Genomic DNA, 7,614 nt, shown 5'->3' with positions numbered 1-7,614 from the left:
CCCCCCGCGGCCCCCCCCCCGGCCGCCCCCCCCCCCCGCCCCGCCGCCCCCGCGCCGGCCCGGCGGTTCCGCAAAACCCCGGGGTTCCGCGGAACCGCCGGTGGACATGCAGGCGGTGAAGGTCCTGGCGCCGTCGTCGGCCGCGGCGGCTGGCGTCGCCGGCGGTGGCGAACGGCGCGGTGGGCGTGGCGCGCGGGAGCGCATCCTGCGGGCGGCGGAGCGGCTGTTCTACGCCGAGGGGATCAACACCACCGGTATGGAGCGCCTCACCGAGGTCGCCCAGGTGTCGAAACGGACCTTCTACCAGCACTTCCCCAGCAAGAACGCGCTGGTGGAGGAGTATCTGCGCCGGCTCGACACCCAGCCCGTCCCCCGGGAACGCGTCCTGCGCCGCGAGGATCTCCCGCCCCGCGCCCGGCTGATCACTCTCTTCTGCGAGGACCCGGTCGGCGGGGCGGCTGACGAGTCGGGCGGCGAACCAGACGATCGGGATGGGGCCCGCCGCGTCCGGGCCCGTGGGTGCCCGTTCCACAACGCGGCGGTGGAGCTGGCGGGCACGGTACCGGCCGTCGAGAAGGCCGTGCTGGAGCACAAGGAGGGCTTCACCCAGCTGCTGATCGACACCGCCCGCGCGGCCGGTGCCACCGACCCCACCTCGCTCGGGCGCCAGCTCACCGTGCTGTTCGAGGGTGCGACCGCCCTGTCGACCACCCTGAACGACGCGGCTCCGATGGCCGACGCCCGATCGGTCGCCCTTGTCCTGTTGGAGGCGGCCCTCGGAACCCAGGCATAGCGGTGCCGGCCATGCTGTACTGGCGGGCGTGACGGCACCGGGGATCAGAACACGTCACCGGGAACGGCACGGCGCCGGGCGAGCCGGTTGGCTGCGGGCCGCCGTGCTCGGGGCGAACGACGGGCTGGTGTCGACGTCGAGCCTGATGGTCGGCGTCGCCGCGAGTGGCGCGTCCAGCGGGGCGCTGCTCACCGCGGGCCTGGCCGGGCTCACCGCCGGGGCACTGTCGATGGCGGCCGGCGAGTACGTGTCGGTCAGCGCCCAGGCCGACGTCGAGCGGGCCGACCTGGTGGCGGAGCGGGCCGAGCTGACCAACAGCCCCCGCGCGGAGCTCCACGAACTCGCCGGCATCTACGAACGCCGGGGCCTGCCCCCGGAACTGGCCCGGCAGGTCGCCGCGGCGCTGACCGAGCGGGACGCGCTCGGTGCGCATCTGCGTGACGAACTCGGCCACAACGAGCAGAACCAGGCCCGCCCGCTGCAGGCGTGCGCCGCCTCGGCGAGCAGCTTCGCCGCCGGCGCGCTGGTGCCCTTCCTGGGCATGGCCGCGCCCTCCGGATCCGCACGCATCGCGCTGATCGTCGCGGCCACCGTGGTCGGGCTGGCGGTCGCCGGGGCGCTCGGGGCGCGTACCGCCGGCACACCGCTGGCCCGTCCGACGCTGCGGGTCGTGGTCGGCGGCTGCGTGGCGATGGCGGTGACAGCGCTCGTCGGCGCCCTGGTCAACACCACCGGCGTCTGACCCCGAGCGTGCCCGGACGGGCCCGCCCGGGTCAGGCGTCCCGGGTGAGCAGGAAGGCGCCGCCGGGGGCGCCGCCGCCGGTGGAGACGACCGCGACCTCGGCGCCGGTGACCTGACGTTCCCCGGCCACACCGCGCAGCTGGGTGATCGCCTCGTGCAGGAAGCCGAACCCGTGCAGGCGTCCGGCGGAGAGCTGGCCGCCGTGCGGGTTCAGCGGCAGGGAGCCGCCGAGACCGATCGTCGTACCGTCACCGATGAAGTCGCTGGCCTCCCCGAAGCCGCAGAAGCCGAGCGCCTCGAGCCACGACAGGCAGTTGAACGAGAAACCGTCGTAGAGCAAAGCGACATCCACGTCGGACGGCGTGAGGTCGGTGCGGGTCCACAGGTGTGCGGCGGGGCCGAGCACCATCGGTTCGTGGGTGAGGGTGCCCTGGTCCCAGGACGGACGCTCGGCGATCTGGGTGCCGACGGCGTTGATCCGCACGACGCCGTTCGGGGCGTCGGCGGCGGTCTCCGCGGCGGAGACGATGACGGCGACCGAGCCGTCGCAGGGCACGTCACAGTCGTACAGACCGAACGGGGTCGAGATCATCCGGGCGGCGAAGTAGTCGTCCAGGGTCAGCGGGTCGCGGTAGACCGCGTACGGGTTGCGGGCGGCGCCGGCCCGGGCGTTCACCGCGATCCGGCCGAGCACCTCCCGGTCCGCCTTGTACCGGTGCAGGTACTGGGAGGCGGCCAGGCCGATCCAGGTGCCGGCGGAGGCGGCGCCGTAGGGCAGCCGCCACTGGATGTCCCCCTCGAGCCGGCCACCGCCGCCGCCGACCAGGCCACGGCGCTGGTAGTCGGTGTAGGTCGCCTCCCAGACGGTGCGCACGCACAGGACGTGCCGGCACAGCCCGGCGGCGACGGCGAGCATCGCGGCGACGATCGCCCCCGACTGGCCGGGCTGGTCGAGCCCGCCGTGGAACCAGGTCGGACGCACCCCGAGGGCTTCCTCCAGTGCCGCGACGCCACCCTCGGACATCCCGGCGCCCAGCGGACCCGGGTAGGTGGCGATGCCGTCGATGTCGTCGCGGGTGAGCCCGGCGTCGGCGATCGCGGCGAGGCTCGACTCGACCGCGAGGCTCACCGGTGTGCGCCCGAGCCGCCGCCCGACCGCGGAGATCCCCAGGCCCGACAGCACGCTGCGCCGCTCGAACCGCTCGTCGCTGATCGGCGCTCGCGGGACGACCCGGGCCTCGCGGACCAGGCCGGGCCGGTCCGGCTCGCCGGACGGGCGGAACACCGGCACCCACACGTCGTCCTGGTGGTCGAACACGACGGTGACCGCCAGGCCCACCCGGGCCACCGTCGCGATCTCGGCCGGGTCGTCCACCAGCAGGTTGGAGGTGAGCCGTACGCCCGGGGCGTCGTCGAGCTCGACGACGACCACGACGTAGGGCGGGGCGATCCCCGGCAGCCACATCTGGTGGTTCACGCTGACGGCGACGACGACACCCGCCGGGCCGACGGGGGCGTAGGTGAGCTCGGCCCCCGGGCAGTCCGGGCAGACCGATTCGCCGGGATGGCGAAACCGCGCGCAGGTGCCGCAGCGGGGCAGCCGCAGCTCACCGTCCGCGCCGGCCGTCCAGAACGGCGCGACCTGCGGTAGCAGCGCGGGAAGGGGCCGGGTCAGGCCGGTGCTCACGACCGGGGCTGTCGGCGCGGAATCGGTCATCTCAGAGCGCCGCCTTCTCCAGGATGTGCACGCCGCAGGCGCTGCCGAGGCCGATGACGTGGGCGAGCCCGACGCGGGCGCCCTCGATCTGGCGGGGACCGGCCTCGCCCCGCAGGTGGGTGGCGACCTCCCAGATGTTCGCGATACCGGTCGCGGACACCGGGTGGCCCTTGGACTCCAACCCGCCGGAGACGTTCACCGGGGTGGTGCCGTCACGCCAGCTCGCCCCGGAGTTGAAGAAGTCCACCGCGCCGCCGGGCGGGCACAGCCGCAGGTTGTCGTAGTGGACGAGTTCGGCGGTGGCGAAGCAGTCGTGCAGCTCGACGAGGTCCAGGTCGTCGGGGCCGACACCGGCCTGCTCGTAGGCCTGGTTCGCGGCGGCCCGGGTGAGCGTGTTGACGTCGGGCAGCACCTGGCAGGCCTCCTGCCAGGGATCGCTGGTCAGCACCGAGGCGCTGATCTTGACGGCCCGGCGCTGCTGCTCGAGCGAGAGGGTGCGCAGCTTCGACTCGCTGACCACGACCGCCGCGGCGCCACCGTCACAGTTGGCCGAGCACATCGGCCGCGTGTTCGGGTAGGCGACCATGACCTCGTTCATGATCTGCTCAAGGCTGAACCGCTTCTGGTAGGACGCCAGCGGGTTCAACGTCGAGTGGGCATGGTTCTTCTCCGAGATCCGCGCGAAGAGCTCGAAGTCGGCGCCACCGTACTTGTGGTCGTACTCCATGCCGATCTGCGCGAACACGCCGGGCATCGTCTCGGTGCCGATCCGCCCGTCGATCGGGGCGACCGCGCCGAACCGACCCTGCGGCGACCAGGTGTCCCCCTGCCGCTGGGCGGTTCCGCCGGCGAGCAGCCCCGCCCCGGACAGCTTCTCGACGCCGACCGCGAGGCCCACGTCGGCCTCGCCGGCCCGAATCGCCATGATCGCCACGCGCAGGGCGGTGGCCCCGGTGGCGCAGGCGTTGGCCACGTTGAACACCGGGATGCCGGTCTGCCCGATCTGCTTCTGCAGCTGCTGGCCGAAGCTCGCGGCGGCCCGCATCAGGTTGCCCGCCGCCAGCACACCCACGTCGCGCATGTGCAGGCCCGCATCGCTGAGCGCGCCGCGGGCCGCCTGCGCTCCCAGGTCCACGGTGTCAAGATCCGGGTGCTTGCCGAACTTCGTCATGTGGATGCCGAGGATCCACACGTTCTCCGCCATCGCCCTCTCCCGTCCCCACTGTTCCCACGCCGTCCGATGCCGCGAGCCCCGGTGCGACCAGCTCCGGCCCGATCAGTCCCGGTGCCGTCAGCCGGCCGGTTCGAAACCGAACCCGACCGCTTCCGTGCCGGCGGCGTCCGTACCGAGCGGAACCGTCGTCAGCCGCAGCTTCATCCCGACCCGAACACGCTCCGGATCTGCCGGCACGTTCACCACGTTGGCTCGCACCGACGTCCCGCCGCAGTCGACCACCCCGGCCACGAACGGCACCGGGATCCCCGGCGCCGCGTAGGAGACGATCGTGAAGGCTCGAAGTTCACCCTCCGTCGGCACGTCGACGGTCTGGAACGTGTCCGCCTCGCAGGCGGCGCAGGCGTTGCGGCGGTCGAAGTAGCGGGCTCCGCACGCGGTGCACTCGTGCGCCGTGAGATGCGGTTGTCCGGTCAGGACGAGATAGTCGACGAGCGGGACGGGATCGCTCACGGGCCCTCCCTGCAGAGACGGTGGAATCGGGGCGTGGCCGACGGCTGGCAACGGGAACAGTCAGACCATCGCGGCCCCCGAACGGCCAGGAAGCCGGGTCAGCCACGTATCCCGGGCAGGTGCAGACTAGCGCACCGTCCACACCGACGCCGGTGTTGCCGGCCCTCATGATCCACAGGACGGAGAGGTCGCAGGACACCGGAAGCTGGACGGAGTATAGTTTCCTTAATGATCAGTTTAGCCGGTCTGTCACCGCAGCGCCGACCGTCCAAGCAGGCCGTTTGTCGGCGACGGTGGGCTCGCGAGCCGGCAACTGTGACCTCTCCGCGCACAGATGGGCACGCCAGGTATTCGTGAGGATATCTGCCCGTGTCGCCGGACCTGGTCCAGCGCGATCCGGGCCACGCCGTGCACAGGCGCCATACCGGAAGTCCCAAGGAGCTCGCGCATGTCGGTGACCAGCCCCAGCGATGTCTACTACGACCCCTACGACTCCGAGATCGACACCGATCCGTACCCGGTGTGGAAGCGGATGCGGGACGAGGCGCCGCTTTACTACAACGAGAAGCACGACTTCTGGGCGCTCACCCGGTACGAGGACGTGGAGCCCGCGCTCGGCGACTGGAACACCTACCGTTCCGGCGAGGGAACGGTGCTGGAGTTCGTCAAACAGGGCATCACCTTTCCCCCCGGCGCGATCCTCTTCGAGGACCCGCCGATTCACGACCTGCACCGCAAGCTCCTCATCCGGGTGTTCTCGCCGCGGGCGATGAACGCGCTCGAGGAGAAGGTCCGCGGGTACTGTGCGCACACACTCGATCCCCTCGTCGGCGCCGACCGCTTCGACTTCATCGAGGATCTCGGTGCCCAGATGCCGATGCGGACCATCGGCTTCCTGCTCGGTATTCCCGAGGAGGACCAGGTGGCGCTGCGCGACCAGATCGACGACGGCCTGCGGCTCAGCGCCGACGGCACGCTCAGCGACTATCAGCGTTCCGGGGACTTCAGCCCCGAGTCGTTCGGCGACTACGTCGACTGGCGGGCCAAGCACCCCTCGGACGACCTGATGACCCAGCTGCTCAACGCCGAGTTCGAGGACGAGAACGGCAAGGTGCGCAAGCTGACCCGGGAGCAGGTCGTCACCGTCGCCTTCCTGCTGGCCGGCGCCGGCAACGAGACCACCACCCGGCTGATCGGCTGGACCGGCAAGGTCCTCGGGGAGAACCCCGACCAGCTGCGCGAGCTGGCCGCGGACCGGTCGCTCATCCCGAACGCCATCGAGGAGCTGCTGCGCTACGAGGCGCCGAGCCCCGTGCAGGCCCGCAAGCTGTCCCGCGACGTGACCCACCACGGTCAGACCGTCGAAGCCGGCCAGATCATGCTGCTGCTCAACGCCTCGGCGAACCGCGACGAGCGGCGTTTCCCCGACGCCGACCGGTTCGACATCCACCGCAGCGCGCGCCACCTCAGCTTCGGCTATGGCATCCACCACTGCCTGGGTGCCGCGCTCGCCCGCCTTGAGGGACGGGTCGCGCTCGACGAGGTTCTCAAGCGCTTCCCGAGCTGGGAGGTCGACTGGGACAACGCCGTTCAGGCCCGCACCTCGACCGTACGCGGCTGGGAGAAGCTGCCGGTCTTCATCCGGTAGCGCACACCCGCTGGCACCGACAGGTCGCCCGTTCGCCACAACGGCCCGCTCCCCTCCGGAGCGGGCCGTTTGTCGTCCACGCGACGACATAGTGGTGGCTCTGTGTCATTCACCTGGTAAAAGGCCAGGAAGATGACCGACAATGAGTCGGACGACCAGGCGGCCGGCCGGCCGTGGCCGACCACCAGGTGTCGGGCGTCACAGCGGCGACACCGGCCAGCGGCCCGACACCGGTGCACCATGTCCACCGGACGACGTCCGGCGGGAGAACCCGCGCCGGAGAACATGGCGTGCGCCGGCCCAGCGGTGATACAGCGCCCGAGAGGACCAAGGTGCCCGAACGTACTGATCGCGGAGCCGCCCTGCCCAACGCGTCCCGCGCCCGGCGCGACGTCGGCGAGCTGAGCAAGCGCCGCGGCACCGGCCGCACCCGGCGTGGGCGGCAGACCCGCGGCCAGCTGGTCGACGCGGCCCGCACGGTCTTCGAACGCGACGGTTTCCTGCATGCCCGGGTCGCCGACATCTGCGATCTGGCCGGGCTCTCGCACGGTTCCTTCTACACGTACTTCCACTCCAAGGAGGAGGTCTTCCGGGAGGTCGTCGACTCGGTGGAACTCGATCTGCTCACCCCGGAGCCGGTGCCGGCGGGCACCGACGCGATCGCCCGCATCCGCGCGGCGAACCGCCACTACCTCGAGACCTACGCCGCCAACGCCAAAATCATGCGTGTGATCCAGCAGGTGTCCACCTTCGACGCGGACGTGCGGCGCATTCGGGTGCAGCGCCACGATGAGTTCGCTCTGGCCATCGAGCGGCGGACCCGATCCCTGCAGGCCGCCGCGCTGGCCGACCAGCGGGTCGACGCCGCCTATGCCGCGCAGGCCCTCGGCGGTATGGTCGCCTACTTCGCCGAACTGCTGTTCAACTCGGAGAACACCGTCGGATTCGACCTGGATACCGCTGTCGACCAGCTCACCCTGCTGTGGCGCAACGCCCTGGGTATCAGCGCCGACGAGTGACCGCCCGG

7 protein-coding genes are annotated in these 7,614 nt (G+C 71.7%); 4 read left to right on the top strand and 3 right to left on the bottom strand.

The window, feature by feature from the left end:
• The first annotated feature begins 106 nt into the window (after positions 1-106).
• Together MXD61_RS18190 and MXD61_RS18185 are read left to right on the top strand one after the other, a co-directional pair.
• Positions 107-793, top strand: a complete 687-nt coding sequence (locus MXD61_RS18190) for a TetR/AcrR family transcriptional regulator (protein WP_248814701.1) — start codon at positions 107-109, stop codon at positions 791-793.
• 28 nt (positions 794-821) lie between these two features.
• A complete protein-coding gene (locus MXD61_RS18185; RefSeq protein ID WP_248814671.1) occupies positions 822-1,535 on the top strand; it encodes a VIT family protein in 714 nt (237 codons plus the stop codon).
• Positions 1,536-1,566: 31 nt separating this feature from the next.
• Here MXD61_RS18185 and MXD61_RS18180 read toward each other — a convergent pair whose 3' ends face one another.
• The 3 genes from MXD61_RS18180 to MXD61_RS18170 all read right to left on the bottom strand — a co-directional run bounded on the left by MXD61_RS18180 (position 1,567) and on the right by MXD61_RS18170 (position 4,939).
• Entirely contained in the window at positions 1,567-3,252 is a 1,686-nt protein-coding gene (locus MXD61_RS18180; protein WP_248814670.1) for an OB-fold domain-containing protein, read from the bottom strand.
• A 1-nt stretch (position 3,253) separates the two neighbouring features.
• On the bottom strand, positions 3,254-4,456 hold the full coding sequence (locus MXD61_RS18175) for a thiolase family protein (protein WP_248814669.1): 1,203 nt from the start codon (positions 4,454-4,456) through the stop codon (positions 3,254-3,256).
• An 87-nt stretch (positions 4,457-4,543) separates the two neighbouring features.
• Positions 4,544-4,939 carry a Zn-ribbon domain-containing OB-fold protein gene (locus tag MXD61_RS18170; RefSeq protein ID WP_248814668.1) on the bottom strand — a complete coding sequence of 132 codons (396 nt, stop codon included), beginning with the start codon at positions 4,937-4,939 and terminating at the stop codon, positions 4,544-4,546.
• Positions 4,940-5,387: 448 nt separating this feature from the next.
• On the opposite strand from MXD61_RS18170, the gene MXD61_RS18165 reads away from it, so the two are divergent.
• On the top strand, positions 5,388-6,587 hold the full coding sequence (locus tag MXD61_RS18165) for a cytochrome P450 (protein ID WP_248814667.1): 1,200 nt from the start codon (positions 5,388-5,390) through the stop codon (positions 6,585-6,587).
• A gap of 332 nt (positions 6,588-6,919) precedes the next feature.
• Positions 6,920-7,606 carry a TetR/AcrR family transcriptional regulator gene (locus MXD61_RS18160; protein WP_248814666.1) on the top strand — a complete coding sequence of 229 codons (687 nt, stop codon included), beginning with the start codon at positions 6,920-6,922 and terminating at the stop codon, positions 7,604-7,606.
• Positions 7,607-7,614: the final 8 nt, after the last annotated feature.

The sequence above is a fragment of the Frankia sp. AgPm24 genome (genome assembly GCF_023243055.1).
In the GTDB taxonomy this organism is placed as follows: domain Bacteria; phylum Actinomycetota; class Actinomycetes; order Frankiales; family Frankiaceae; genus Frankia; species Frankia umida.
Note: the sequence above shows the minus strand (reverse complement) of the source record. Positions and strands in the feature narration are given on the sequence as shown.

Coding starts and splice junctions, on each gene's coding strand:
- MXD61_RS18190 (WP_248814701.1), top strand. CDS start 107: ATGCAGGCGGTGAAGGTCCTGGCGCCGTCGTCGGCCGCGGCGGCTGGC.
- MXD61_RS18180 (WP_248814670.1), bottom strand. CDS start 3,252: ATGACCGATTCCGCGCCGACAGCCCCGGTCGTGAGCACCGGCCTGACC.
- MXD61_RS18175 (WP_248814669.1), bottom strand. CDS start 4,456: ATGGCGGAGAACGTGTGGATCCTCGGCATCCACATGACGAAGTTCGGC.
- MXD61_RS18165 (WP_248814667.1), top strand. CDS start 5,388: ATGTCGGTGACCAGCCCCAGCGATGTCTACTACGACCCCTACGACTCC.